Genomic DNA, 25,298 nt, shown 5'->3' with positions numbered 1-25,298 from the left:
ATGTTCGTTTCTCACAAGGGACGAAGAAAAACGGGCTGTATGAGTCCTCAGTGCGTATAAGTGGCGAGGTGGCGTGGAAGATGATGCGCCACCTTTATTGGGCACATGATGGTTATGGCTATTCCAGACGAGGCTCTCCAATTAACCGGAGTAACCTGCGCAATTGGGTTTTACTGCGACATCATCTGAACTCTGAAAATAATAATGCCGCCCTGCAGGCGGCATTATCGAGAATCGGATCCGGCGATCAGATCAGGAAATCGTTCAGATCCTTGCCCAGCGCAACTTGCTCGGCGATGGCCTTGGGCATACGACCCTGACCGGTCCAGGTCTTCTCCTGACCGTCTTCCTGGTATTTGTATTTCGCAGGACGGGGAGCACGCTTGCTCTTGGTGGTGCCCGCCGCAGCCGGAGCCGCCACGCTGCCGATCAGCTCACGGGGATCGATACCAGCCTGTTGCAGCATTTCGGTGAATTCATTCAGTTTGCGCTGACGCTCTTCCTGTTCGGCGCGTTCCTGTTCAACGGACTCGGCACGCTCGTTATATACCAGGTCAAACTTTTCTTTCGCTTCTTGCAGTTGCTCAAACGGCAGTTCACGAATGGCAGCGCGCAAGCTGCGAATGTTCAGCAGAACCTTCAGAAACTCGTTCATTACTTCCTCACAGAATTATTTTTGTATGTCACAGGGATAACACGATTTGAGAATAGCATGCCCATTGGATAACAACATAATGTTTTTATACCATCCGGCAAAGCGCTGACACCATATGGACATTATTCACCGTGGTTAATTCCCTGCCTGATACTTATTGGGAATACTCTCACAGACTTTATTTCCTATTTTCCCCGGTTAATCTCAGGCTCACCTCATCCGTTGCACACGGTGTTATCTCTTACCCGCGTCGCTCTGCGCCAGGTCATTTAGCAGCAGTGCTGGCCCTTATTGTACAAATAGTGCGCTCATGGCCATGACCTTCGCGGACAATAAACCAGGTCCCGTTTCAGGATGCCCCTTGCGCCTGATCCTGTATCCAGCGGATGAATGCCTGGATCTTGGGACACTGGCGGTGAGGGAGGGTCGCCAGGTAATAACGCGGCTCGCAGCGCACCGCCATGTCCGGGAAGGGCATCACCAGCGCTCCGCTCGCCAGCGCCTGGCTTGCCAGTTGCCTGCGCCCCATTGCGACACCGGCGTGGTGGGTGGCGGCAAGGATCGCCAGATCCGCCCGATCAAATCCCATGTGTGATGCGCAAGCCTCCAGGGAGAGATGCCAGTGACTCCCCCAGGTGCGCCACTCGTCGCTGTCGGTGTCCAGGCCCCAGGCTTGCCTGTCATGGAGCAGGCGACACCGATGCAGATTCCCCACCGCCCCCATCAGACCGTGGTCGCTGGCGTATAGAGGGCTGCACACCGGCACCATGAATTCATCCATCAGGGGGTGGATGGCCAGGCCCGTCGGGGTTCTGGCATCGAAGTTGAGGGTCAGATCGATGCCGTAGCCGTGCAGGTTTATGTGCTCGTTGCCCGTCAGCAGGTTGAGCTCGATGTGAGGATGCAGACGGGAAAAATCGGCGAGCCTTGGCACCAGCCAGCACTGGGCGATGGAGGGGCGCGAGTGCAGCGTCAGAGATCCCGACAGCGCCTGCTCCCTGATCTCCAGCACCTCCTGATTGATGAACTCCAGGGAGGAGGTGAGCGCCCAGAAGATGCGCTGCCCCTCCGTGGTCAAGGCTACCTTGCGGTGAAAGCGCTGGAACAGCAAAAACCCGAGTGCCTCTTCCAGGGCCGAGATGCGGTGGCTCACCGCGCTTGGGCTCAAGGAGAGCTCGTCGGCGGCGAGCGCAAAGGAGCCGTGGCGGGCCGCCGCCTCGAAGGTGTGGAGCCTGGCGAGCTGATGACTGCTGAGCAGCTTGCTCCTCACCCCCGGGTGCTCATCGCGTTGCATGGTTGGGCCTCCCTCTCTTTTATCTGGCAGATGATACCAGAAGGGCGAGGTTTGCATTCACCAGGAAGACTCAACTCACCCGTATTCGAAGAGACAGCAGGGTAGATGACCATTTGCATCAACTGGGCTCATCCAAGCGACGCGTTTTATCATTTGTCACGGCAACGCTGGTGCCATTCAATGGGATGATTCCGTCACCACCCCGAGAGGCTTTCATGACACACACCGACATTGCCGGGCTCATCACCCGCTTTCCCCTGCTCGAGCCGCTGATCGCCCTCACCCCTGTGACCTGGTTCAATCCGGGGGCCACCTCCCTCGCGGAAGGATTGCCCCATGTGGGGCTCACCCGGCACGACGTGGCCACCGCCTCCGCCCGGCTCGCCCGCTTCGCCCCCTACCTGTGCGAGGCCTTCCCCGAAACCCGCGCCAACCACGGCATCATCGAGTCCGGGATCGCCGCCATCCCGACCCTGCAGGGGACCCTCAATGCGCGCTACGGCGTCAAACTCACCGGCAGGTTGCTGCTCAAACAAGACAGCCACCTGCCCATCTCCGGCTCCATCAAGGCGCGCGGCGGCATCCACGAGGTGCTGGCCCATGCCGAACACCTGGCCATCCAGGCTGGGCTGCTGCGCGAGACGGATGACTATCGCACGCTGTTCTCGGACGAGTTCCGCCACTTCTTCAGCCAGTACAGCATCGCGGTGGGGTCGACCGGCAACCTCGGCCTCTCCATCGGCATCATGAGCGCCCGCCTCGGCTTTCGCGTCACCGTCCACATGTCCGCCGATGCGCGGGAGTGGAAAAAGAAAAAGTTGCGCGAACATGGCGCCATCGTGGTGGAATACGCCGAGGATTACGGGGTGGCGGTGGAGCAGGGACGCAAGGAGGCCGAGCGCGACCCCAACTGTTTCTTCATCGACGACGAGCACTCCCGCACCCTGTTCCTCGGCTATGCGGTGGCGGGCGAGCGGGTGAAAAAGCAGTTCGACGAGATGGGCATCAGGGTGGACGCTGACCATCCGCTCTTCGTCTACCTGCCTTGCGGCGTCGGCGGTGGCCCGGGCGGGGTGGCCTTTGGTCTCAAGCTGGCGTTCGGGGACAACGTGCACTGCTTCTTCGCCGAGCCCACCCACTCCCCCTGCATGCTGCTCGGGGTCCACACCGGGTTGCACGATGCCATTGCGGTGCAAGACCTTGGCATCGACAACCTCACCGCCGCCGACGGCCTCGCGGTGGGACGCGCCTCCGGTTTTGTCGGCCGCGCCATGGAGCGGCTGCTTGCGGGCTTCTACACCCTTAGGGATCAGGAGATGTACGACCTGCTGGGGCTCCTGGCCCGGGATGAAGAGATCCGGCTCGAGCCCTCGGCACTGGCGGGCATGGCTGGCCCCTGGCGAGTGGCCGCCAACCTTGAGTGGCAGAGTGGGCAAGGACTGGATGCAGCCAAGATGGCCGGGGCCACCCACCTGGTGTGGGCCACCGGCGGCGGCATGGTGCCCGCCGAGGAGATGGAAAAATACCTGGCCTGCGCCCGGATCTGATCTTTTTTTCGTCCCCGTGACCCGCCGACCTGGCGGGTTTTTCTGCTGCGAGATCAGCAAGATGGCACCTTAGCCCTCGCCACCATGACACAGACGGCCAGACTGCTGGACAGCCTGATTTGTCATCCAGCCCCACCGACTGGTTATTTTGTGATACGATAGAGACCGTTTTTTGACATCTGCGCCCCGTTGTCCCCTTTTTCCGGTGAGATAACCACCGGATCCGGCGACCAACACCTGCCGGGCGCAGCACAACATGTACCCAGTTCGAATCGCTCCTGCGCGACCTTGACGCCAGGAGCACTCCCCTCTGGGCACCTTAGATAAGGAGATCGGGCGATGAAACAATATCAAAGCTGGTTGGGACAATATCTGATGAGCCGCCGTGACGGAGACCACGCCATGGCATCCGAGCTCGCCAGCTCCATCTGCGAATTCTGGCAGGCCCGTGGAGATGAGGCCGAGACCAGCAAATGGCAGCAGATCTACGAGCAGCACGTGGAAAAAACCACCTGACGACCTGCTCTCTTCCATAAAAAAACCGGCGCTCATGGCGCCGGTTTTGCATTTCAACGACCCGGATCACATCTGGTCGATCATGTCCTGGGCGAACTGGGAGCAGGAACGCAGGGTGGCCCCTTCCATCAGACGCTCGAAGTCATAGGTGACGGTCTTGTTGGCGATGGCCGCTTCCATCCCCTTGACGATGAGGTCGGCCGCCTCGGTCCAGCCCAGGTGGCGCAGCATCATCTCGGCAGAGAGGATGAGGGAGCCCGGGTTGACCTTGTCCTGACCAGCGTATTTCGGCGCGGTGCCGTGGGTGGCTTCGAACAGGGCAACGCCATCGCCGATGTTGGCACCCGGCGCGATGCCGATGCCGCCGACCTGGGCCGCCAGCGCGTCGGAGATGTAGTCGCCGTTGAGGTTCATACAGGCAATGACGTCATACTCGGCCGGACGCAGCAGGATCTGTTGCAGGAAGGCATCGGCGATGACGTCCTTGACCACGATGGTCTTGCCGGTTTTCGGGTTCTTGAAGGAGCACCAGGGGCCGCCGTCGATGAGCTGGGCATCGTACTCTTTCTGGGCCAGGGCATAACCCCAATCCTTGAAGGCACCCTCGGTGAACTTCATGATGTTGCCCTTGTGCACCAGGGTCACGGAGTCGCGATCGTTGTCGATGGCGTACTCGATGGCGGCACGGACCAGACGCTCGGTACCGGCCTTGGACATGGGCTTGATGCCGATGCCGCAGGACTCGGGGAAGCGAATTTTCTTCACGCCCATCTCGTTTTGCAGGAAAGCGATCACCTTCTTGGCTTCATCGCTGTCCGCCTTCCACTCGATGCCGGCGTAGATGTCTTCGGCGTTCTCGCGGAAGATCACCATGTCGGTCAGCTCGGGGTGCTTGACCGGGCTCGGGGTCCCTTCGTAGTAACGGACCGGGCGCAGGCAGACGTAGAGATCCAGCTCCTGGCGCAGGGCCACGTTGAGGGAGCGAATACCGCCGCCGACCGGGGTGGTCAGCGGGCCCTTGATGGCCACGCAGTATTCACGAATGAAATCCAGGGTTTCGGCCGGCAGCCAGGCACCTTCGCCATAGACATGAGTCGATTTCTCGCCGGTATAGATCTCCATCCAGGCGATCTTGCGCTCGCCTTTGTAGGCTTTCTCAACCGCAGCATTCACCACATTCAACATGGCCGGGGTCACGTCCACACCGATACCATCCCCTTCGATAAACGGAATGATGGGGTTGTGGGGAACCTGCAGCTTGCCGCTGGCATCGACTGTGATTTTCTGGCCCTGGGTCGGGATAACTACTTTGCTTTCCATCGGCATCTCCTAACTTCCGTTTGTTATCAATCTGATCGTTGCGCGCGGCCATCTTAAGCCCATCCATTTGCATAATCAAATAGCGGGCGTGCATGTCAGACCATAGTCGGGGAGTGGATCACAGTGCGCCTGAGGATCCCCTCCTCCCTCGCCGCCCTCTGGTCCTGACGAGGCGCAGGCCCCGTCCATCCGGGCCTCTTCCTCTCTTGATGACAGCCTCTCCCTGCCCTCGCCGCCCCGAAGGCGCCACTCCCCCAAATCCCGTTCGCCTTTACATCGTCGTAACCCCTTTGGCGAGGCAAGGCGCGCCGGGGGACAGGCTGCCGGATCCGGACTAGGCTCTTTGCCAGTGATCGGGGCGCCCGGGGCGTGGCCGGTCATGAAGAGAGCACGACAACAAGGAGAACACCATGTTTATCGTCACCAACCGGATGGTCAACGAGCAGGGCAAGACCCCCAGCGAGATCTTTGGCGAAAAACCCGCAGAGGGCCCCAACGAACTGCGCCTCGCCGAGGCCCGGCGTCAGGGCAAGCAGTGGCAGCTGGACCTGCTGCCGGATCAGATCACCGCCGAGATGGCCGCCAGCGTCGGCCTTGACCCCGACCTCCCCCACCCGGCCAGCGCCTATGTGGCGCGCAAGCTGCTGGAGCGCTGCACCGGGACCGGCAGCACGGCCAAGCAGAAGCTCAAGACTGGCAAACACCTGCTGCTGTTCGTACACGGCTTCAACAACGATCTTGACGATGTGCTGGAGCGAGCCGCGGGGCTCGAGGCCCGTTACGGCGTCGAGGTGCTCTGCTTCAGCTGGCCCGCCAATGGCGGCGGCGCCCGGGGCGTGCTGAGCTACAAGAGCGACAAGCGCGATGCCCTGGCCTCGGCCGGGGCCCTTGACCGGGTGCTGGAGAAGATGAAGGGGCTGCTCGACGAGTTCAACGGCCAGTATGTGACGCAACTGGAAGAGAAGGCCCAGAAGAAGTTCGCCGACAACGGCGAGGCCTGGGATCGCTACTTCGCCAAGGAGGTGAACAAGCGCTGCCCCTTCACCATCAACCTGCTGCTGCACAGCATGGGCAACTACCTGTTCAAGCACCTGCTGGGCAGCACCACCTACCACGCCAACCAGCTGCTGTTCGACAACATCATCATGGCCGCCGCCGACACCAACAACGAGCTCCACGCCCAGTGGGTCGATCGCATCCAGTGTCGCAACCGCCTCTACATCACCATCAATGAGCGCGATGGTGCCCTGATGGCATCGCGCATGAAGATGGGGGAGCAGCAAAAGGCGAGGCTCGGCCACTACACCCGGCGGCTGGACGCCAGAACGGCCACCTACGTGGACGTGACCAATCAGCCCCATGTGGGGGACTCTCACGCCTACTTCGAAGGGGATGCCCTCGCCAACGAGAAGGTGCTGCGCTTCTTCCACACCGTCTTCAACGGCGGCACCGGCGAGCGCGCGGAGCTGTTCGATGCGGCCCAGAACCTCTATCGCCTCTAGCCACTGCGCAAAAAAAACCACCGCCCCAAACAGGGCGGTGGTTTTTCATTATGCGCTCACTTGGTGGCCACAAGGCCGCCAGGGGCTAGTGTTCTGCCGCTTCCGGCTGGGGCGCTTCGCTGCGCTCCCGTTGCAGTTCATCGACCCTGGCCTGCCATCTGTCCTGGGCCTGTTTTTGCCCCTGGGACTCGAATTCCTGGCGCATGGTGTCGATTTTTTGGTCAAGTTTTTCCATCAGGATGTCTCCTTACATCTCGGGTTACACACTGGCTGACGGCACTGTTTGGCCAACCTGCTCACCCGATTGGACACCAGGTTTTCCCCAATTGTCCAACAAAATAAACGATTGATTATGCAAAAACCAATCTAGAAAATGGGTTGAAGCTCCTTATGAAACCCCATCGCTCACCCTGAAAACGCCTGATAAAAACACCATTTTTTCCATTTATATCAATATTTTGATATTTATCACTCGCTCAATGACGCCCTTGAGATCGGCATGACGAATGTATGCACATTTTTTTTCACAAAAACTCCCCAATCTCCAGGTTTTGCGACCGGAAAGTCCCCCTTGTCCATCCAAAAATGCGATGGGTTATGACACAACCCATCTCTTTAATGGATAGATAATCCCCAACCCCGGCCCTGCGGCTTGCCAACCCGACCACCAGCAGGTTCGCTTGTTACCCATCCGGGCATATCCCGCCCCACTCCCGCCCCGATAAAATGAAGCCGCACCACGCCTGCTGAGCGGGTTGTTGCCGCCCTCATCCCCTCTCGTCGGAGTCATGACATGGATCTCTTCTGGTGGTTTGCCCTGCCCGTCGCCGCAGGCACCTTCTATGGGTGCTATTTCTGGAACCAGCGCCATGCCCAGCCCGACTGGCTGCGCCTGCCCACCCGCGCCGACTACCTGCACCAGCATCCCGAATGCGCCATCGACGATGAACTGGGGGCGCGCTGCTGCGCCTGCGGCTCCGACAAGGTGCTGGGCCACCCCCAGACCGGCTGGCCTGATCATCGCTTTCGCCACACCTGCCTCGCCTGCGGCAAGGCGCTCTTTCGCACCGAAGAGCCCCCGATATAAGCATCCACATTCGCCCTTTTTGTATGGCGATGGCAGATGCTGACACCCGCGAAGCAGCAAAGAGCACGCGCTCGGGACAGGGAGATGGCGCAGGCGTCCTGACAGGGAGAGCGCCGACCAGGTCATAATGGGTTGTCGTTTGTGACCCTGTTTCGTACTATTGCCCGCCACTGCGAACCCCCTTTTCCGGCCCGGGCGTCATGCACGGCGCGGGCCCACAAACGGATAGCGATCCCATGACATCTCTGACCCACTGCTCGGTGCTGGCGATGACGCTGGTTGCACTGCCCGCTCTCGCCTCCGGTGACGGTGACGGGTGCGGCTTCTGGCTCACCGACTGCCCTCTCCCCACCTATCCGCTCTATCTCAACGAGAACGACACCCGGGGCAACCTGCTGATGCTGCTGGGGGATGCCCAGCATCACCCCCTCCCCTTCACCCTGCCGGCGGATCCGCTGAACGAGCGCAGCCAGCCGCTGTTCTACCTCACCCGCCTCCCCCAGCCGGAGGAGGTGGAGGACCCGGCGCTGCGCGAGCAGCTCGGCAGCCGGCTGGCCGCCTACGACCCGTCCCTCCCCCCGCTGCTCGAGCACTACGCGGGCCACGACTCTCTCTACGGCCACGCCATCTCCAACTCCCTCTCCTCGGTCAGCGCGTTTCTGGACGCCCTCGAGCAGAGCGAGGTGCCCGCCCCGGAGCGCACGTCGCTGCTGCGAAGCCGTCTGCTGATCCTGGGGCAGCAGGAGAGCCCGGCCCCTGCGACCGAAATGAGCAGTGCTGCCCTTGAGTGGCAGGGGTATCTGCAGGCCGCCCGACACTTCTACGAGAGCCGCTTCGAGGAGGCCCGCGCAGGCTTTGCCGCCTTGCAGCAGGCCAAGGCCCCCTGGGTGGCCGAGAGCGCGACCTACATGGTGATGCGCACGGAGATCAACCTCGCGATGAAGGAGGCGAAGGACGAATACGGCGATCAGGACGTGACCAGGAGCGACAAGGAGGCCCTTCGCCGCGCCATGGCCCAGGGTCAGGCCTATCTGGCGGCCTACCCGCAAGGGCGCTACGCCAGCTCTACCAGAGGACTGTTCAGACGCATCCAGTGGATGTCCGGTGATCTCGGCGCCCTGCGGGATGCCTATGACGAGGCCATGGCAACCCGCCAGCCCTTGCCGGCGCTGGAGGCCCTGGTCAACGAGATCGATCTCACCCTGCTCAGTGGCGATGCCTATCGCCATCAGGCGGCCTATCAGGACTCGGCCCAGCCGGCGCTGCTGTTCGTCAATGCCCTGCGGGGTCTCAGACCGACCTATGAGCGGCCGCGGGACTGGCAAGATGCCCAGCTGGACGACGCCATCGCGCACCTGCAAAAAACCGGTCACCAGGCGCAGGCGGCCTATCTCAAGGCCTACGCCCTCTTTTTGGACAAGCAGTTCGAGCAGGTGCTGGCCCTGCCCTCCCCCGGGCAGGAGGACGCCACCCTGGCATTCAGCCACCAGATGCTGCGCATCTGGGCCTGGCAGGGCATGAAGGCCTTCGACAAGGCCGAGCAGGCCCTGATGGCGCTGGTGGCCTCCCCCCTGGGTCAGGCCCAGCAGGCGTTCGTGGAGAACGTGCTGGCGGATCACTGGGTGCGCACCGGCAACACGGCCGCCATCTTCCAGCCGGGCAGCCCCATCACCCAGCTGCGCATCCGCGCGGCCGTGCTCAAGCAGGAGGCCGAACCCGCTCTGTTGCGCCAGCAAGCCAGTCAGGGCCCGAGCGCGGCGGAGCGGCAGATTGCGCTCCATACCCTGCTGGTGCGGGATCTCATCGCCAGCGACCCGGCCACCTTCTTGCAGGATGTGGCCCTCATCCCCGCCGATTACAAGGAGGCGACCCCTCCCGCCGACGCGCCCTGGGAGCCCGTGCCCAACGGGGATGTGCGCCTCTCGGCGTTCCAGTGGCGCGGAGAGGGGACGCCCCAGGGCTACCACTGCCGGGATCTGACCCAGACCCTTGGCACCCTGGTGCAGCGCCCCGACGATGGTCATGCCCTCAACTGCTTCGGGGAGTATCTGCGCAGCCGGGATCCCCATATCGACCTGTGGCAGGATCGCGAGATGATCTGGGGGCTGGCGCAAGACGAGCGCCCCACGTTCCCGAGTCGCCTCGCCCTCTATCAGGCCGTGATGGCCAACCCCAAGGCGGAGCCCGAAGACAAGAGCTATGCCCTCTATCGCGCCATCCAGTGCTATGCCCCCTCCGGCTACAACAGTTGCGACAGCCAGGAGATCCCCAAACGCACCCGGCAGGCCTGGTTCAACACCCTCAAGCAGCGCTATGGCAACTCGGTGTGGGCCAGATCCCTCAAATACTACTGGTGAGCCATGAGCAGACCCCCTGAACGCGCCCTGCTGGCGCTGCTGCTGACGGCCCTGGCCACCCCCCTTGAGGCCAGTGTCGATGCCAGCGCCTATCACGGGTTCTGGCTCTGGTCCGCCACCCGCCACCAGCCGGTACTGGAACAGGCCAGCACCCTCTATCTGCATCAGGGGGAGATCCTAGACAGGCCCGGCGGTCCCCGCTTCGTCAAGCTGGGGCGGGTTCCCTCCCCCCTCAAGGCCGGGCAGGTCTGGCTGGTGGTGCGTGTCAACGCCCTCCCCCTCTCCCCCGCCCACGAGCAGGTGCTGGTGCGCCTCTACGAGGGGTGGCGCGCGGCCGGGGCCAGGGTGGCGGGCATCCAGATCGACTTCGATGCGGCGACCCGCCAGCTCGATCGCTATGGCAACGCCCTGCAACAACTGCGGCGCGCCCTGCCTCCCGGGTGCAAGCTCAGCGTGACGGGGCTGCTCGACTGGGCGAAAACGGGGGATGTGGCAGAGCTCAATCGCCTGCCCGTGGACGAGCTGGTGATCCAGACCTATCAGGGCACGCGCACGGTGCCGGGCTATCAGGCCTATCTGCCCGCCATGGCGCACCTGACCATCCCGTTCAAGGTAGGGCTGGTGCAGGATGGGGAGTGGGATCCCGCCTGGCAGACAACACTGGCCGCCTCCCCCCACTACCGGGGCGAGGTGGTCTTCCTGCTCAACCGCCCGGCGCCGATCCCGGGGACCAGCAGGGCGATATCCTCCTTCACACCCCCTGCCCCTTGATCCAGCGCCGATAGCGGGCATTGCCACGCAGGGTCTGCCACTGCTGGCAGGCCAGCGCCAGGGCGGGTGCGACCTTGGGGCGGCTCGGCTGGCCACGCCCGAGGCGCCGCAGCTGGTATTTCACCATCGCCATGTAGCCCACCGAGGCCAGCACCTTGTTGCGCCAGGGGATGGGGCGCAGCTCGGCGCTGGCCGCCTGCTCCCGGTGCCATCTGGCGGGCAGATCCGGGGCTATGGCCAGCGCGGTGGCCATACCGACGACCGCCACTCCGCTGCCGAGCACCTGTTCGACCACCGGATAACGGCGGATCCCCCCGGTCACCATCACGGGCATGCGGGCGGCAGCCACTATCTCCTCTGCAAACGTCAGAAAATAGGCTTCCCGCGCCAGGGTACGGCCATCCCGGGCCTGGCCGTGCATGGCGGGCGCCTCGTAACTGCCGCCGGAGAGCTCCACCAGATCCACCCCGAGGGGGTTGAGCATCTCCACCACAGCCCTGGCATCCTCGGTGCTGAAGCCGCCACGCTGAAAGTCGGCGGAGTTGAGCTTGACCGACAGTGAGAAGCACTCCCCCACCTGCTCACGTATCCCCTGCACTATCTCCAGCAGCAGGCGGGCACGATTCTCAAGGCTGCCGCCCCAACGATCGCGACGCTGGTTGGTGAGCGGCGAGAGGAACTGGCTCAACAGATAGCCGTGAGCGGCGTGGATCTGCACCCCGTCAAAGCCCAGATCCTGTGCCAGCCGCGCCGTGTGGATAAAGCGCGCCTTCACCTCGGCAATATCGCGCTCGCTCATGGCCCTGGGCGGGGCGAACTGCCTGGAGAAACTACCGAGCGCCATGGGCACGGCGGAAGGGGCCAGGGTGGGCTGCCCCAGCGCCGCCGGCATCTGGCGACCGGGGTGGTTGATCTGCATCCAGATCTGGCCCCCGCCGCTTTTGGCCGCCTCAGCCCAGGCCCTGAAACGCTCGCCTATCTGTGGGGATAGCGCCGGGGAATCGAGCACCACGCCCCCAGGCCCCGTCATGGCGCGCCCGTCCACCATCACATTGCCAGTGATGATAAGGCCGGCGCCCCCCTCTGCCCAGGTGCGATAGAGCTGGATCAGCGCCTCCGAAGGGGCATGGTCACGGTCGGCCATGTTCTCTTCCATGGCGGCCTTGGCGAGGCGGTTGATAAGCTGGCTGCCATTGGGCAGGGTCAGGGGAGTAAAGGGGTTCATGGCAATCTCCTCGGTAGTGAGGGCCCCACCATAAGTTTGAAGCCGACTTGAAGGTCAAGCCCCTTTGTCGGGATGCCGCTGCGATGGGGGAAATACTATCCAGCCGCACCGCCCTTGCTCAGGGCCGTTGACATTCAAGCGGACTTTAACCCTAGAATTCCCCAGACCCCGCCCCCTCAGTCATTGACATGGCGGGCCCATCAACCCGCAGCCCGAGAGGCAAGATGAAGATCGGTGAACTGGCCAGACAGACCGGCATAGCGGCCTCGGCCATCCGCTTCTATGAAGCCAGGGGCCTGCTCAGCCGTGTGCGGCGGGGTGCCAACGGCTATCGCGACTACCCGCCCGAAACGGCGCAGTTGCTGGCCATCATCGGCCAGGCCCAGCAGGCGGGCTTCTCCCTCGACGAGATCAAGCAGCTGGTACCCGCCGACATCAGCTCCTGGCAGCACGCCCCGCTGCTGGCGGCGCTCAAGGCCAAGGTGAGCGATATCGAGGCGCTGGAGGCAAGGCTTGCCCACAGCAAGCAGCAGCTGCAGGCCCTGATCCAGCTGGTTGAAGCCAAACCGGGCGAGATGCCGTGCGAGGAGAACGCCGCCCGGGTGCTGGCCAGCATGGGCATTGCCTCCCCCGAGGGCGCCGCCAAGGCCACCACATCGGTCAAGCCCGCCATCGTTTCGCGCGGCGCTCACCGTCACAAACAGGGAGAGAGATAAGGATGACGTTTGTCGAGATGGACCCCGCCCACCTGCCGCTGGCCCTGCTGCTGGAGGCCGATCCCGCCGCGTCGCGCATCGCCGCCTACCTGCCCGGGGCCTGGGGCTTTGCCGCCCTGGCGGACAACGAGGTCGTGGGGGCCTGCGTGGCGGGCCTGGTGGGGGAGCAAACCGCCGAGATATTCAACATCGCCGTTGCCCCCAACCGCCAGCAGCAGGGCATCGGCTCCGGCCTGCTGCGCTTCGTGCTGGAGAACCTGGCCGGGAAGGGGATAGGCCGCGTCGAACTCGGTACCGGCAGCTTCGGCCACCAGCTCACCTATTACCAGCGCCACGGCTTTCGCGTCCATGCCGTCGTGAAGGACCACTTCCTCATCCACTATCCCGAGCCCCTGATGGAGCACGGCATCCAGCACAAGGACATGCTGCGCCTCTCCCTCGCACTGACGCCGGACACCGCCTCCCCCTGACCCGAGAGGGAAGCCCCGCCCTCCCCCTGATGGCCGCCCACTGTGGTACACTCCGCCATCCCCTGTTTTTGGTAGGCATGCGATGAAATCAGCCCGTCCCCATCTCTCCCTCTCCGCCCGCCCTGACGCAGGCCGCACGGCCAGCGGGCCCACCACGGTGCGCCCATCCCAACGCCGGGAGGCCCGGCACACAGGGAGGGTCAACGAGCGCAAACCGGCCCCCGCCCCGGCGGATCGCAAGCTGCTGCTCCTGAACAAGCCTTACATGGTGCTCTGCCAGTTCACCGACGAAGGGGGCCGCGAGACCCTCAAGGATTACATCAAAGAGCCCGGCATCTATGCCGCGGGCCGGCTGGATCGAGACAGCGAAGGGCTCTTGCTGCTCACCAACGACGGCAAGTTGCAGGCACGCCTCACCCAGCCGGGAGAGAAGACCCCCAAGACCTACTGGGTGCAGGTGGAAGGCATCCCGAGCGAGGAGAAACTGGCCGCCCTGCGCGCCGGTGTGGAGCTCAACGACGGCATGACCCTGCCCGCCGGGGCGCGCATCATGGATGACCCTGCGGTGTGGCCACGCAACCCGCCCATACGCGAGCGCAGGGAGATCCCCACCTGCTGGCTCGAGATAACAATCGTGGAGGGGCGCAACCGTCAGGTGCGGCGCATGACCGCCCACATCGGCCACCCCACCTTGCGCCTCATCCGCTACGCCATCGGGGAGTGGACCCTCGATGGGCTCGCGCCGGGAGAGAGCCGCGTCCTGCCCGCCCCCGAGCTGGCACCGGCGCCACGACCAGCCGCCACGCAAGGCAAAGCACGGGCATCCGCCGCAGCCGGGGGCACTGGCCGCAGTGCCCCCCGCACCGCCCGGCCAACAGATCAGGAACCACCTCAGGGGCGGGAGCGCCGCGGGGCAGACCCGCGCCCCGGCAATCGCAGCGGCGGGCGCACCACCGCCCGCCGTCCGGCTCGCACCAAGCCCTCTGAATGAAGGCGACAGCGGATCTGCATCGAGCGCCCCCGCCGGGGCACAGCCAACAAGACAAGGAGTCCTTATGAGCGATCACCCACCGCTGCCCACCCGCCTCACCGTGGCCGCCCTGGTGCACTGGCAAGGGCGTTTCTTGCTGGTGGAAGAGGAGATTGCGGGCAAGCGCCGCTTCAACCAGCCCGCCGGCCACGTGGAGCCGGGAGAAGATCTCATCCAGGCGGCCTGCCGCGAGCTGAAGGAGGAGACCGGACTCACCGCCGCCCCCACCGGCTGGCTCGGGGTCTACCTCTTCAAACCGGCGGACAGCGAGGCCACCTTTGTGCGCACCGCCGTCATCTTCGACCTTGAAAAGTCGCCCGGTCAGCACCATCCAGAGGATCCCGACGGTGACGTACTGGCCTGTCACTGGCTCAGCCTGGAGGAGATTGCCGAGTGCAAGCCCGCCCTGCGAAGCCCCCTGGTGTGGCAGTGTATCCAGGACTATCTGGCCGGCACCAGGCTGCCGCTGTCGGCCCTCAAGGCCTTCATCTGAGAGCCTGCCCACGCTCTTACTGCGAGACCGAGATCAAGGCTCATGTGCTGCTCGGAATCCTCACGTATATCTATACGTTCCGGTTCCTGCGCTGCTCTTTACCTTGCTGACGGCCTCTCGTGACAGATCGTGAACAGGCTATGCGGGACCGTTTGGCGCCATTTTTTCATCATGGCGCCGACAAATAGAAAAACGATTTCCCGCCGCCGGGCTTCCAAGGGGAACGGCGGCAGGGAGATGTGACCGGGGGCGCAAAACTCTGGTAGAATACGCCCCGTTTAAACGAACTGGTAACTTCGACTAATGACAGACAACAGCCAAATCAAGGTGATCGTCGGCATGTCCGGCGGCGTGGATTCTTCCGTCTCGGCCTACCTGCTCCAGCAGCAGGGCTATCAGGTCGAAGGCTTGTTCATGAAGAACTGGGAAGAAGACGACACGGACGAGTACTGCTCTGCCGCCCAGGATTTGGCTGATGCCAAGGCCGTCTGCGACAAGCTGGGGATGAAACTCCACACCATCAACTTCGCCGCCGAATACTGGGACAACGTGTTCGAGCACTTCCTGGAAGAGTACAAGGCGGGTCGCACCCCGAACCCGGACATCCTGTGCAACAAGGAGATCAAGTTCAAGGCGTTCCTGGAATTCGCCGCCGAAGAGCTGGGGGCCACCTACATCGCCACCGGCCACTATGTGCGCCGTGACGACAGCACCGGCCGCCCGCGCCTGCTGCGCGGCCTCGATACCAACAAGGATCAGAGCTACTTCCTCTACACCCTGAGCGAAAAGCAAGTGGGTCAGAGCCTGTTCCCGGTTGGCGATCTGGAGAAGCCGGAGGTGCGCCGCATCGCCGAGCAGCTGGATCTCATCACCGCCAAGAAGAAAGACTCCACCGGCATCTGCTTCATCGGTGAGCGCAAGTTCAAGGACTTCCTGGCCAAGTTCCTGCCCGCCCAGCCCGGCCCCATCGAAACCGTGGACGGCAAGATCATCGGCGAGCATCAGGGGCTGATGTACCACACCCTGGGCCAGCGCAAGGGGCTTGGCATCGGCGGTCGCAAAGATGCCACCGAAGAGGCCTGGTACGTGGTGGACAAAGAGGTGGAGCGCAACACGCTCGTGGTGGCACAAGGGGAACACCCCCGCCTCTACTCCGACGGCCTGGTCGCGAGCCAGCTCCACTGGGTGGATCGCACCCCCATTCGCGCGCCGCGCCGCTGCACCGTCAAGACCCGTTATCGTCAGGAAGACATCCCCTGCCTGATCCAGCCCATCGACGATGAGACCATCCGGGTCATCTTCGACGAGAAACAGGCTGCGGTGACCCCGGGCCAGTCCGCCGTCTTCTACGACGGGGAAGTGTGTCTGGGCGGCGGCATCATCGAACAACGTTTCAGCCATCCGGTCTAAGGGCTGGGCGCTCACGAGCGTCCGCGCTGTACTCCCTTCTCCCCTCGCGGGAGAAGGGTTGGGGATGAGGGGGTAACCACCCTCACCCTCTCCCTGAGGGAGAGGGGACAAAGAAAAACAGTACCAGGCAGCGATACATGATTGGCAACGTCCAGGCCGGATCATGGCATCGGCCGGTGAAAGAACAGAACAGGGCTGTGAAGACATGGCCGACACATTCCAGGCCGGATAATGGCATCGGCCGGTGAAAGAACAGAACAGGGCTGTGAAGATATGAGCGACAAATTCCAAGACAGAACCATGGCCTTCGCAGGCATCTGCCAGGCCGCCTATCTGGTGCAGAAAGTGGCCCGTGACGGCTCCTGCGACGAAGCCTCCCTGCGCGAGAGCCTGCAAAGCATTCTGGTCACCAACCCCACGCAGCCGCTGGAAGTGTTCGGCAGCCACCTGGCCATTCGCGACGGCTATCGCGCCCTGGTGGAACAGCTGGGGGCCGACGGCAGCCAGAAGAATGCCGAGCTGACCCGCTACGTGGTGAGCCTGATCGCGCTGGAGCGCAAGCTCGCCAAGCGCAAGGACATCCTCAACATGCTGGGGGAGCGGATCAGCCAGATCGGCCGCCAGCAACAGCATTTCGATCTGCTCGACGAGCAGATCCTGGCCAACATGGCGAGCATCTACAGCGACCTTATCAGCCCCATCGGGCCGCGCATCCAGGTGGCGGGCACCCCGCTCTTCCTGCAGCAGCCCCTGGTGCAGCACAAGGTGCGCGCCCTGCTGCTCGCAGGCATCCGCGCCGTGGTGCTGTGGCGCCAGCTCGGCGGCAGCCGTACCCAGATCATCTTCGCCCGCAAGAAGATGGTGGAACTGGCCAAACGATTTTAACCCCCACACCAATCATCAGGAGTTCACCCCATGGAGCTGTCCGCGCTGACTGCCGTTTCCCCGATTGACGGTCGTTATGGCGACAAGGCCGATGCCCTGCGCCCTATCTTCTCCGAATTCGGTCTGCTGCGTTTTCGCGTCGAAGTCGAGGTGCGCTGGTTGCAAAAACTGGCCAGCCACGCCGGGATCCCGGAAGTCCCTGCCCTGAGCGAGGCAGCCAATGCCGTGCTTGACGGCATCGTCAGCAACTTCAACGAGCAGGATGCCGCACGCATCAAACAGATCGAGCGCACCACCAACCATGATGTGAAAGCGGTGGAGTACTTCCTGAAAGAGAAAGTCGAAGTGAACCCGGAGCTGGCCGCCGTCAGCGAATTCATTCACTTCGCCTGCACCTCGGAAGACATCAACAACAACTCCCACGGCCTGATGCTGAAAACCGCCCGGGAAGAGGTGATCAAGCCTTATTGCGAAAAGCTCATCGGCGAGATCAAGCGCCTGGCCGTCGAGTACCGCGACATGCCGCTGCTCTCCCGTACCCACGGTCAGCCGGCGACCCCGAGCACCATGGGCAAGGAGATGGCCAACGTCGCCTACCGTCTGGAGCGCCAGCTCAAGCAGATCATGGCGGTGGAGCTGCTGGGCAAGATCAACGGTGCCGTGGGCAACTACAACGCCCACATCAGCGCCTACCCGGATGTGGACTGGCACCAGTTCTCCGAGGAGTTCGTCACCTCTCTCGGCCTGACCTGGAACCCCTACACCACCCAGATCGAGCCCCACGACTATATCGCCGAGCTGTTCGACGCCCTGGCCCGCTTCAACACCATCCTGATCGACTTTGACCGTGACGTCTGGGGTTACATCTCCCTGGGTCACTTCAAGCAGCGCACCATCGCCGGCGAAATCGGCTCCTCCACCATGCCCCACAAGGTCAACCCCATCGACTTCGAGAACTCCGAAGGCAATCTGGGTCTGGCCAACGCCGTGTTCCAGCACCTGGCGAGCAAACTGCCCATCTCCCGCTGGCAGCGTGATCTCACCGACTCGACCGTGCTGCGCAACCTGGGTGTGGCGGTGGGTTACTCCCTGATTGCCTATCAGGCGACCCTCAAGGGCATCTCCAAGCTGGAAGCCAACGCGGACGCCATGGCCGCCGATCTGGACGCCAACTGGGAAGTGCTGGCGGAACCCATCCAGACCGTGATGCGCCGCTACGGCATCGAGAAGCCCTACGAGAAGCTCAAAGAGCTGACCCGTGGTCGCCGCGTCGACGCCGAAGGGATGCGCACCTTCATCGACACCCTGGAGTTGCCGGAAGCGGTCAAGGTCGAACTCAAGAAGCTGACCCCGGCCAACTACATCGGCGACGCCCAGCGTCTGGTCGATCTGCTGAAATAAGTGATGTAACCGAACCGGCGGGGGCTCTGTCATGACGGCAGGGCCCCCGTTGATTTTGGCCCATTTGATATGATCACCCTCTATCGGGCCATTTCAGAGCCCTTGCCCAAGCCCGCCTTGGGCAAGCCCTCTCACAAGATACGAGAAGCACCATGTACCAACTCAATCTGGATATCGCTCACTTCCTCGAGCACTACTGGCAGAAGCGCCCGCTCCTCATCAAGGGCGGCTTCACCGACTTTCAGGATCCCATCAGCCCGGACGAGCTGGCGGGTCTGGCCATGGAAGAGGTGATTGAATCGCGCCTGGTCACCCGCTTCAACAACCAGTGGGAGGCGGCCCACGGCCCCTTCGAATCCTACGATCACCTGGGGGAAGAGAACTGGACCGTGCTGGTGCAGGCGTGCAACCACTGGGTACCCGAGGTGCACGAGCTGGCGGTGCCCTTCCAGTTCATCCCGGGCTGGCGCTTTGACGATGTGATGGTGAGCTTCTCCACCCCTCACGGCGGTGTCGGCCCCCACATCGACAACTACGACGTCTTCATCACCCAGGGTCAGGGCAAGCGCCACTGGCGGGTCGGCGATGCCAAGCCCTTGAACGAGTTCGCCGCCCACGCGGCCCTGCTGCACTGCGAGCCGTTCGAGGCGATCATCGACGTCATCATGGAGCCGGGCGACATCCTCTACATCCCGCCCGGATTCCCCCACGAGGGCTACGCCATCGAGCCCTCCCTGAACTTCTCGGTGGGTTTCCGCGCGCCGGACGCCAAGGCCCTTGTCTCCTCCTTTGCCGATCACCTGATCGACAACGAGATCCGCACCGAACGTTACGGCGACCCGGACCTCCAGCCCCGCACCCGCCACGGGGAGATCCAGCCCCACGAGCTGCACCGCCTGCGGGAGTTGATGCAACAGGCCCTCGACGACGAGACCCTGTTCAAGGAGTGGTTCGGCACCATGATCTCCGAGGCCAAGCACGATCTGGACGTCAATCCGGTGGAGCCGGACTACAGCGCCGACGAGGTGGCCGACCTGCTGAGCCAGGGGGAACCCGCCATCAAGGTGCCGGGGTTGCGCAGCGTCTGGTTCAGCGGCGAGAGCCGCACCTGCTACATCGACGGCGAAGCCTGGACCCTGCCAAGCGAGGATCCGGCCGCCATCGCGCTCCTGTGCGACAAGGACATCATCACCCAGGACGCGCTGGTGGAACTGGCCGATCAGGCGGGCTTCCTGCAACTGCTGACCCGGCTGGTCAACCGCGGCTACTGGTTCTTCGGCTGATCCAGAGGGCTGCCGCCCCTCCCGGCGTGCCGGGAGGGGCGGCGTTTTTTTCCGCTGTAGGCCAACCGGCTCCTGCCTTGCGCTGCTTCGCCCTGACGCCGCGGGAGGGAGTGACTACACTGGATGACGGCCAACGGCATCGGGCCGGATCGCCCCGGCAAGGGGGCCCTGTTGTTTGTCATTTAACAACATGGGATCGGGCAGGATGCGGGGCCAGAAATGGGAACCAAATGGCCTCAGTTGCGGAAAATCAATTATTTTAGCCCCTAAAATGAGCTGTGAGCGAAAACGTTATCTTTCAAATTGAGGCCGTTTTCGCTCAAAACGTTGTTTCTGGATCATAAAAAGTATCCAAAAACTGGTGTATATTGCACGGCGGAAATTCCTTAACCATGAAGACTGACATGAAAAAGACCAAAATCGTCTGCACCATCGGTCCCAAGACCGAATCCAAAGAAATGCTGGGCAAGATGCTGGATGCCGGCATGAACGTCATGCGCCTGAACTTCTCCCACGGCGACTATGCCGAACACGGTGGTCGCATCAGCAACCTGCGCGCTGTCATGGCCGAAACCGGCAAGCACGCAGCCATCCTGCTGGACACCAAGGGTCCGGAAATCCGCACCATCAAGCTCGAAGGCGGCAACGACGTCTCCCTGGTCGCCGGCCAGACCTTCACCTTCACCACCGACCAGACCGTGGTGGGCAACAAAGACAAAGTCGCCGTCACCTATGCCGGTTTTGCCAGCGACCTGCGCGTCGGCAACCGCATCCTGGTTGACGACGGCCTGATTGGCCTGGACGTCATCGAAATCACCGAGCGCGAAGTGATCTGTAAAGTGCTCAACAACGGTGACCTGGGCGAGAACAAGGGCATCAACCTGCCGGGCGTCTCCATCAAGCTGCCGGCCCTGGCCGAGAAAGACAAGCGCGACCTCATCTTCGGTTGCGAGCAAGGCGTTGATTTCGTTGCCGCCTCCTTCATTCGCAAGAAAGAAGACGTGCTGGAAATCCGTGAGCACCTGAAAGCCCACGGCGGCGAGAACATCCAGATCATCTCCAAGATCGAAAACCAGGAAGGCCTGGACAACTTCGACGAGATCCTGGCTGTCTCCGACGGCATCATGGTTGCCCGTGGCGACATGGGTGTCGAGATCCCGGTAGAAGAAGTGATCTTCGCCCAGAAGATGATCATCGAGAAGTGCAACAAAGCCCGCAAAGTGGTCATCACCGCCACCCAGATGCTGGACTCCATGATCAAGAACCCGCGTCCGACCCGCGCCGAAGCCGGCGACGTGGCCAACGCCATCCTGGACGGTACCGACGCAGTCATGCTGTCCGGTGAATCCGCCAAGGGCAAGTACCCGCTGGAAGCCGTGACCATCATGGCCACCATCTGCGAGCGTACCGATGCCGTGATGCCCTCCAACCTGTCTGCTGCCAACGACAGCAACAAGCTGCGCATCACCGAAGCGGTTTGCAAAGGCGCGGTAGAGACCTCCGAGAAGCTGGACGCCCCGCTGATCGTGGTTGCCACCGAAGGCGGCAAGTCTGCCAAGGCCATCCGCAAGTACTTCCCGAAAGCCTGGATCCTGGCCATCACCACCAACAAGAAGACCGCTGCCCAGCTGGTGCTGACCAAGGGTGTGGTTGCTCACGTGGTTGACTCCATCGCCTCCACCGACGACTTCTATCGCATCGGCAAAGAAGCCGCGCTGGAAATCGGCATGGGCGTGAAGGGTGACGTGGTTGTCATGGTCTCCGGTGCCCTGGTACCGAGCGGTACCACCAACACCGCCTCCGTTCACGTACTGTAATCAGTCCTGAACCGATGAAAGCGGCGCCTGCGGGCGCCGTTTTTTTTTATCTCTCCCCCTGCTGCCCCTCTTGCGCCGGTGCTAGAATCCACGCGGATTTTACCCTGGTGGAAAATCCCCCGAACATCGCATAATCACCCGGACGCTTTATGCTCTCAACACGCTTCAAAAGAGCCTCGGCCACCCTGCTGCCGCTGCTCTGTTTACTCATCACCTTCTGGACCCCGAGCACCCTGGCGCAGGATCTGCCCCAGCGCGCCACCGTGCAGCGGGCGCTCGATGCCCTCGGCAAGTCGGACACCCCCACGGCCAGCCAGCAGGCGGACCAGAAGTTCCTGACTGATACCCTCTCCCTCCTCGACAGCATCGACAAGGAGAAGAGCAAGGCCAAAACCCAGAGCGAACGCCTGCGCACCCTGCCGACAGAGCTCAAGGAGATCGGCGCCAAGCTCGACGCCCTGACCCAGGGCAAGAGCCCGGAGCAGCTCAAGAGCGAATACGCCACCATGAGCCTGGCGGAGCTCGATGCCCGCCAACCCGAGATCATGGCCAACATGCAGGCGGCCCAGGAGGCCCTTGGCACCATCGGCAGCCAGATCACCAACCTGCAGACCCTGCCGGAGCGGGCCCAGGCCAGCATGAGCCGCGCCTATCAGCGCAGCCAGGAGATCCGCACCCGCCTCAACGCCGGGGACGGGGTGAGCAGCGCCGAGAAAATGAAGCTTAATGCCGAGCTGGCCCTGCTGGATCTGCAACTGGCCAACCTGCAAAAGGAGCTGGACAACCGCACCAGCATGCAGGATCTGGTGGTCAAGCAACGGGACTACCAGAGTGCCCGTCTCGCCAGTGAAGAGCAGAAACTGCAGGCATTGCAGGAGCAGAGCAGCGCCAAGCGCCTGGGGGATACCGAGAAGACCGCCGAAGAGACCGGCGAACTGGTGGCCGCCGAAGACAACCCCCTGGTGCAAAAAGAGCAGGAGCTCAACTACCAGCTCAGCCAGCAACTCATCAGCTCCACCAACAGCCTCAACACCCTGGCCCAGAAGAACCTGCAGGCGAAGAGCATGCTGGAGCGCGGCACCCAGACCGAGCGCAACCTCAACGAACAGGTGCAGATGCTCAAGGGCAACCTGCTGCTCTCGCGCATCCTCTATCAGCTCTACCAGCAACTGGAAGCGGCCCCCTCCACCCTGGTGAAGAACCTGGAGGAGCAGATCGCCGACCTGCACCTGGCCCAGTTCGAACTGAGCCAGCAGCGTGACCAGCTGTTCCAGAAGAACCAGTATCTGGACAACCTCATCGCCAGCAGCGGCGAGACGGTGAGCGACGAAGACAGGGCCAGCCTTGCCAAGCTCATCGACACCCGCATCGGCCTGCTGGATCAGCTCAACCGCCAGATGGATGCCCAGCTCACCAACGCCATCAGCCTGCAACTGACCCAGCAGCAGCTGACCCGGGTCTATGCCTCCATCGAGTTCACCCTGCAACAGCACATCTTCTGGGTGAGCAGCAACAAGCCCATCGACGCCAAGTGGTTCATCACCTGGCCGGCCCAGGCCTTCAAGCAGGCCTCCGACTGGGTGCTGAAACCGGACTGGAGCGGCTGGGGCGACATGCTGCTGGCGGTCTCTCTGCTGGCACTGCCCCTGCTGCTGGTGGGGGGCCTGCTGCTGTGGAAGCGCGGCACCCTGCTCGAGCGCCAGAAGAAGATCGTCAAGGATCTGGGACGTTTTCGTCAGGACAGCCAGTGGCACACCCCCCGTGCCCTGCTGTTCACCGTGCTGCAACGCCTGCCGGGCACCCTCTTCATCCTGGCCGCCGGCCTGCTGCTCGCCTATTGCGGTCTGCTGAGCCCGAAACTCATCTTCCAGATCACCCTTAACCTGGCCCTCGGCTACCTGGTGTTCAGCGTCTACCTGTCGGTGATGCGACCGGGGGGCATCGGCGAGACCCACTTCCGCATGCCGCGGGACGAGCTGCAGGCCAAGCGCAACAGCATGCGCTACCTCTGGCTGCCCCTGCTGCCCCTCATCATGTTGTCGACCAAGGCGGTGGTGGAACCCTCCTCCCTTGGCAACGACGTCATCGGCCAGGGCATGACCATGCTGCTGCTGGGGCTGACCGCCTACCTGGTGCTGCCCATCTCCCGCGCCCGCATCAAGGGCGAGGCGAGCATGTTGCAGACCCTGACCGCCGTCGCCCTGGCGCTGGCGCCGGTGGCCCTGATGGTGCTGGCAGCCCTTGGCTACTACTACACGGCCCTGAAACTCACCGGCAGGCTCATCGAGTCCTTCTACCTCATCATCATCTGGGGTCTGGTCTATCGCACCGCCCTGCGCGGTCTTGAGCTGGCGGCCCGTCGTCTGGCCTATCGCCGCGCGGTCGCCAAGCGGGAGCACAAGACCCAGGAGGATGCAGAAGGGGGCGAAGCCATCGAAGAGCAGCCCATGGATCTGGAAGAGGTCAGCCAGCAGTCCCTGCGTCTGACCCGCATCATGCTGCTGCTGGTGTTCGGCGTCGCCTTCTACTGGCTCTGGTCTGATCTGGTGGCGGTCTTCACCTACCTCGACAGCGTGGTGCTGTGGCACAAGAGCGAGGGGACCGGGGCCAACGCCGTGCTCTATCCCATCAGCCTGAGCGACGTGCTGACCGGCCTGTTCGTGTTTGGTGCGGCTCTGTCGCTGGCCCGCAACCTGCCGGGCCTGCTGGAGGTGCTGGTGCTCTCCAAGCTGCGCCTTGCTCAAGGCACGGCCTACGCCTTCACCACCATGCTCAACTACGCCCTGATCGGGGTGGGCAGCCTGACGGCGCTGGCCATGCTGGGGGTCCAGTGGGAGAAGCTGCAGTGGCTGGCCGCCGGTCTCTCGGTCGGTATCGGTTTCGGCATGCAGCAGATCGTCTCCAACTTCATCTCAGGCATCATCATCCTGTTCGAGCGCCCGGTGCGGATCGGCGACACCGTCACCATCGGCACCATCTCGGGCACGGTCAACAAGATCAGGATCCGCTCCACCACCCTCACCGACTTCGACCGCAAGGAGGTGATCATCCCGAACCAGCAGCTGATGATAGAGCGACTCATCAACTGGTCCCTGTCCGACACCGTCACCCGGGTCATCGCCCGGGTCGGGGTGGCCTATGGCTCGGATCTGGATCTGACCCGCAAGCTGTTGATGCAGGCCGCCATGGAGAACAGCCGGGTGCTGAAAGACCCGGCCCCCATCGTCTACTTCCTCACCTTCGGGCCCAGCACCCTGGATCACGAGCTGCGCTTCTTCGTGAGCGAGCTGGGGGATCGCAACCCGGCCATCGACGAGCTGAACCGCCGCATCGACGTGCTGTTCCGCGAGCATGGCATCGAGATCGCGTTCAACCAGATGGACGTCTACATCAAGAACATGCAGGGAGACGAACAGAAGGTGGAATCCCGCCCGGCGCTGCCGCCGGCAGGGAACCAGCCCGTCTGATCCCGCCCGCTTCACAGGCCCCGTCACGGGGCCTGTTTTTTTTCTGCCCGCC

General features: G+C 62.9%; 21 protein-coding genes. 16 read left to right on the top strand and 5 right to left on the bottom strand.

What is annotated here, in order from left to right; genetic code table 11:
• Window positions 1-247 precede the first annotated feature (247 nt).
• Window positions 248-655 (bottom strand): H-NS family nucleoid-associated regulatory protein, encoded by a 408-nt coding sequence (locus tag AB5Y51_RS08760; protein WP_010673634.1) that lies wholly within the window; start codon window positions 653-655, stop codon window positions 248-250.
• Window positions 656-1,004: 349 nt separating this feature from the next.
• A complete protein-coding gene (gene dsdC / locus AB5Y51_RS08755; RefSeq protein WP_368178292.1) occupies window positions 1,005-1,949 on the bottom strand; it encodes a DNA-binding transcriptional regulator DsdC in 945 nt (314 codons plus the stop codon).
• Window positions 1,950-2,164: 215 nt separating this feature from the next.
• Between dsdC and dsdA the strand changes: the two genes are divergently transcribed.
• Window positions 2,165-3,496 (top strand): D-serine ammonia-lyase, encoded by a 1,332-nt coding sequence (gene dsdA, locus AB5Y51_RS08750; protein WP_368178291.1) that lies wholly within the window; start codon window positions 2,165-2,167, stop codon window positions 3,494-3,496.
• Between the two features lie 339 nt (window positions 3,497-3,835).
• On the top strand, window positions 3,836-4,012 hold the full coding sequence (locus AB5Y51_RS08745; RefSeq protein WP_010673631.1) for a hypothetical protein: 177 nt from the start codon (window positions 3,836-3,838) through the stop codon (window positions 4,010-4,012).
• A 66-nt stretch (window positions 4,013-4,078) separates the two neighbouring features.
• Here AB5Y51_RS08745 and icd read toward each other — a convergent pair whose 3' ends face one another.
• Window positions 4,079-5,332 carry an NADP-dependent isocitrate dehydrogenase gene (gene icd / locus AB5Y51_RS08740; protein ID WP_010673630.1) on the bottom strand — a complete coding sequence of 418 codons (1,254 nt, stop codon included), beginning with the start codon at window positions 5,330-5,332 and terminating at the stop codon, window positions 4,079-4,081.
• Between the two features lie 410 nt (window positions 5,333-5,742).
• On the opposite strand from icd, the gene AB5Y51_RS08735 reads away from it, so the two are divergent.
• Window positions 5,743-6,834, top strand: coding sequence for an alpha/beta hydrolase (locus tag AB5Y51_RS08735; RefSeq protein WP_201890219.1), 1,092 nt, complete (start codon window positions 5,743-5,745; stop codon window positions 6,832-6,834).
• 85 nt (window positions 6,835-6,919) lie between these two features.
• Here the strand turns inward: AB5Y51_RS08735 and AB5Y51_RS08730 are convergent, their stop codons facing one another.
• On the bottom strand, window positions 6,920-7,069 hold the full coding sequence (locus tag AB5Y51_RS08730) for a hypothetical protein (protein WP_010673628.1): 150 nt from the start codon (window positions 7,067-7,069) through the stop codon (window positions 6,920-6,922).
• A 558-nt stretch (window positions 7,070-7,627) separates the two neighbouring features.
• On the opposite strand from AB5Y51_RS08730, the gene AB5Y51_RS08725 reads away from it, so the two are divergent.
• The 3 genes from AB5Y51_RS08725 (at window position 7,628) to AB5Y51_RS08715 (ending at window position 11,049) form a co-directional block, all read left to right on the top strand.
• The gene (locus AB5Y51_RS08725) at window positions 7,628-7,921 is read left to right on the top strand and encodes a hypothetical protein (protein ID WP_042879347.1); all 294 of its coding nucleotides are present in this window, start codon (window positions 7,628-7,630) and stop codon (window positions 7,919-7,921) included.
• Window positions 7,922-8,157: 236 nt separating this feature from the next.
• Window positions 8,158-10,278, top strand: coding sequence for a hypothetical protein (locus AB5Y51_RS08720; protein WP_368178290.1), 2,121 nt, complete (start codon window positions 8,158-8,160; stop codon window positions 10,276-10,278).
• Window positions 10,279-10,281: 3 nt separating this feature from the next.
• On the top strand, window positions 10,282-11,049 hold the full coding sequence (locus AB5Y51_RS08715) for a DUF3142 domain-containing protein (RefSeq protein ID WP_323922891.1): 768 nt from the start codon (window positions 10,282-10,284) through the stop codon (window positions 11,047-11,049).
• Here the strand turns inward: AB5Y51_RS08715 and AB5Y51_RS08710 are convergent.
• Window positions 11,030-12,274 carry an NADH:flavin oxidoreductase/NADH oxidase family protein gene (locus tag AB5Y51_RS08710; RefSeq protein ID WP_102983802.1) on the bottom strand — a complete coding sequence of 415 codons (1,245 nt, stop codon included), beginning with the start codon at window positions 12,272-12,274 and terminating at the stop codon, window positions 11,030-11,032. The two genes, AB5Y51_RS08715 and AB5Y51_RS08710, sit on opposite strands and share 20 nt — an antisense overlap.
• Window positions 12,275-12,498: 224 nt before the next feature.
• Between AB5Y51_RS08710 and AB5Y51_RS08705 the strand changes: the two genes are divergently transcribed.
• From AB5Y51_RS08705 to mscK, 10 genes are all read left to right on the top strand, one after another.
• On the top strand, window positions 12,499-12,990 hold the full coding sequence (locus AB5Y51_RS08705; RefSeq protein WP_323922889.1) for a MerR family transcriptional regulator: 492 nt from the start codon (window positions 12,499-12,501) through the stop codon (window positions 12,988-12,990).
• 2 nt (window positions 12,991-12,992) lie between these two features.
• Entirely contained in the window at window positions 12,993-13,460 is a 468-nt protein-coding gene (locus AB5Y51_RS08700) for a GNAT family N-acetyltransferase (RefSeq protein ID WP_368178289.1), read from the top strand.
• A gap of 82 nt (window positions 13,461-13,542) precedes the next feature.
• Complete coding sequence (locus tag AB5Y51_RS08695; RefSeq protein WP_368178288.1) at window positions 13,543-14,451, top strand: pseudouridine synthase; 909 nt, start codon at window positions 13,543-13,545, stop codon at window positions 14,449-14,451.
• Window positions 14,452-14,515: 64 nt separating this feature from the next.
• Window positions 14,516-14,983, top strand: a complete 468-nt coding sequence (locus AB5Y51_RS08690; RefSeq protein ID WP_010673620.1) for an NUDIX hydrolase — start codon at window positions 14,516-14,518, stop codon at window positions 14,981-14,983.
• A 303-nt stretch (window positions 14,984-15,286) separates the two neighbouring features.
• Window positions 15,287-16,393 (top strand): tRNA 2-thiouridine(34) synthase MnmA, encoded by a 1,107-nt coding sequence (gene mnmA / locus AB5Y51_RS08685; protein ID WP_221365667.1) that lies wholly within the window; start codon window positions 15,287-15,289, stop codon window positions 16,391-16,393.
• Window positions 16,394-16,666: 273 nt separating this feature from the next.
• Complete coding sequence (hflD, locus tag AB5Y51_RS08680) at window positions 16,667-17,278, top strand: high frequency lysogenization protein HflD (protein WP_010673618.1); 612 nt, start codon at window positions 16,667-16,669, stop codon at window positions 17,276-17,278.
• 30 nt (window positions 17,279-17,308) lie between these two features.
• Window positions 17,309-18,679, top strand: coding sequence for an adenylosuccinate lyase (purB, locus tag AB5Y51_RS08675; protein WP_041214787.1), 1,371 nt, complete (start codon window positions 17,309-17,311; stop codon window positions 18,677-18,679).
• Window positions 18,680-18,831: 152 nt separating this feature from the next.
• Window positions 18,832-19,962: a cupin domain-containing protein gene (locus AB5Y51_RS08670; protein ID WP_368178287.1), complete on the top strand. Its 1,131-nt coding sequence runs from the start codon at window positions 18,832-18,834 to the stop codon at window positions 19,960-19,962.
• Between the two features lie 404 nt (window positions 19,963-20,366).
• On the top strand, window positions 20,367-21,779 hold the full coding sequence (pykF, locus tag AB5Y51_RS08665; RefSeq protein WP_010673615.1) for a pyruvate kinase PykF: 1,413 nt from the start codon (window positions 20,367-20,369) through the stop codon (window positions 21,777-21,779).
• A gap of 149 nt (window positions 21,780-21,928) precedes the next feature.
• Window positions 21,929-25,246 carry a mechanosensitive channel MscK gene (gene mscK, locus AB5Y51_RS08660; RefSeq protein ID WP_139737575.1) on the top strand — a complete coding sequence of 1,106 codons (3,318 nt, stop codon included), beginning with the start codon at window positions 21,929-21,931 and terminating at the stop codon, window positions 25,244-25,246.
• Window positions 25,247-25,298 lie beyond the last annotated feature (52 nt).

The organism is Aeromonas sp. R7-1, assembly GCF_040908115.1.
In the GTDB taxonomy this organism is placed as follows: Bacteria; Pseudomonadota; Gammaproteobacteria; order Enterobacterales; family Aeromonadaceae; genus Aeromonas; species Aeromonas caviae.
This window is presented reverse-complemented; position numbering and strand designations above follow the sequence as displayed.

Coding starts and splice junctions, on each gene's coding strand:
- AB5Y51_RS08745 (WP_010673631.1), top strand. CDS start 3,836: ATGAAACAATATCAAAGCTGGTTGGGACAATATCTGATGAGCCGCCGT.
- AB5Y51_RS08760 (WP_010673634.1), bottom strand. CDS start 655: ATGAACGAGTTTCTGAAGGTTCTGCTGAACATTCGCAGCTTGCGCGCT.
- AB5Y51_RS08700 (WP_368178289.1), top strand. CDS start 12,993: ATGACGTTTGTCGAGATGGACCCCGCCCACCTGCCGCTGGCCCTGCTG.
- AB5Y51_RS08695 (WP_368178288.1), top strand. CDS start 13,543: ATGAAATCAGCCCGTCCCCATCTCTCCCTCTCCGCCCGCCCTGACGCA.
- AB5Y51_RS08725 (WP_042879347.1), top strand. CDS start 7,628: ATGGATCTCTTCTGGTGGTTTGCCCTGCCCGTCGCCGCAGGCACCTTC.
- mscK (WP_139737575.1), top strand. CDS start 21,929: ATGCTCTCAACACGCTTCAAAAGAGCCTCGGCCACCCTGCTGCCGCTG.
- AB5Y51_RS08690 (WP_010673620.1), top strand. CDS start 14,516: ATGAGCGATCACCCACCGCTGCCCACCCGCCTCACCGTGGCCGCCCTG.
- pykF (WP_010673615.1), top strand. CDS start 20,367: ATGAAAAAGACCAAAATCGTCTGCACCATCGGTCCCAAGACCGAATCC.
- hflD (WP_010673618.1), top strand. CDS start 16,667: ATGAGCGACAAATTCCAAGACAGAACCATGGCCTTCGCAGGCATCTGC.
- icd (WP_010673630.1), bottom strand. CDS start 5,332: ATGGAAAGCAAAGTAGTTATCCCGACCCAGGGCCAGAAAATCACAGTC.
- purB (WP_041214787.1), top strand. CDS start 17,309: ATGGAGCTGTCCGCGCTGACTGCCGTTTCCCCGATTGACGGTCGTTAT.
- AB5Y51_RS08710 (WP_102983802.1), bottom strand. CDS start 12,274: ATGAACCCCTTTACTCCCCTGACCCTGCCCAATGGCAGCCAGCTTATC.
- AB5Y51_RS08670 (WP_368178287.1), top strand. CDS start 18,832: ATGTACCAACTCAATCTGGATATCGCTCACTTCCTCGAGCACTACTGG.
- AB5Y51_RS08735 (WP_201890219.1), top strand. CDS start 5,743: ATGTTTATCGTCACCAACCGGATGGTCAACGAGCAGGGCAAGACCCCC.
- dsdA (WP_368178291.1), top strand. CDS start 2,165: ATGACACACACCGACATTGCCGGGCTCATCACCCGCTTTCCCCTGCTC.
- AB5Y51_RS08720 (WP_368178290.1), top strand. CDS start 8,158: ATGACATCTCTGACCCACTGCTCGGTGCTGGCGATGACGCTGGTTGCA.
- AB5Y51_RS08730 (WP_010673628.1), bottom strand. CDS start 7,069: ATGGAAAAACTTGACCAAAAAATCGACACCATGCGCCAGGAATTCGAG.
- mnmA (WP_221365667.1), top strand. CDS start 15,287: ATGACAGACAACAGCCAAATCAAGGTGATCGTCGGCATGTCCGGCGGC.
- AB5Y51_RS08705 (WP_323922889.1), top strand. CDS start 12,499: ATGAAGATCGGTGAACTGGCCAGACAGACCGGCATAGCGGCCTCGGCC.
- dsdC (WP_368178292.1), bottom strand. CDS start 1,949: ATGCAACGCGATGAGCACCCGGGGGTGAGGAGCAAGCTGCTCAGCAGT.
- AB5Y51_RS08715 (WP_323922891.1), top strand. CDS start 10,282: ATGAGCAGACCCCCTGAACGCGCCCTGCTGGCGCTGCTGCTGACGGCC.